The organism is Schleiferilactobacillus shenzhenensis LY-73 (assembly GCF_000469325.1).
GTDB lineage: Bacteria > Bacillota > Bacilli > Lactobacillales > Lactobacillaceae > Schleiferilactobacillus > Schleiferilactobacillus shenzhenensis.
Genome location: NZ_KI271599.1, coordinates 50250 through 50500, shown reverse-complemented (window position 1 = coordinate 50500; position 251 = coordinate 50250). Strand labels below are relative to the sequence as shown.

Annotated in this window: 1 protein-coding gene; it reads left to right on the top strand. The window is 45.4% G+C overall.

Annotated elements, in window-relative coordinates:
* Nucleotides 1–241, top strand: a 241-nt coding sequence (locus L248_RS16345) for a recombinase family protein (RefSeq protein WP_483826412.1), incomplete at its 5' end; no start/stop codon positions are given.
* Between the last annotated feature and the right edge of the window lie 10 nt (nucleotides 242–251).

Below are 251 nucleotides of genomic sequence, written 5' to 3'. Positions count from 1 at the left end.
CCGGCTCAGCCGAGTCGGCTTTGATCTTTTCAAACATTTGTTTGAAAAGTATCACACACAGATCCTGGTGATCTCCGACCTGACCGACAAGAAAACGGATGAACAAGAGATTTCCGAGGAAATCATTAGCTTGCTTCATTCTTTTTCCATGAAGATGTACTCCAAACGCCGGAAGCAGATCAATGCAATCCTCCGGCGCTCTGAAGGAGCGGATGAACAGAATGAAGAGCAAGAAAAATAGGCTCAAGACA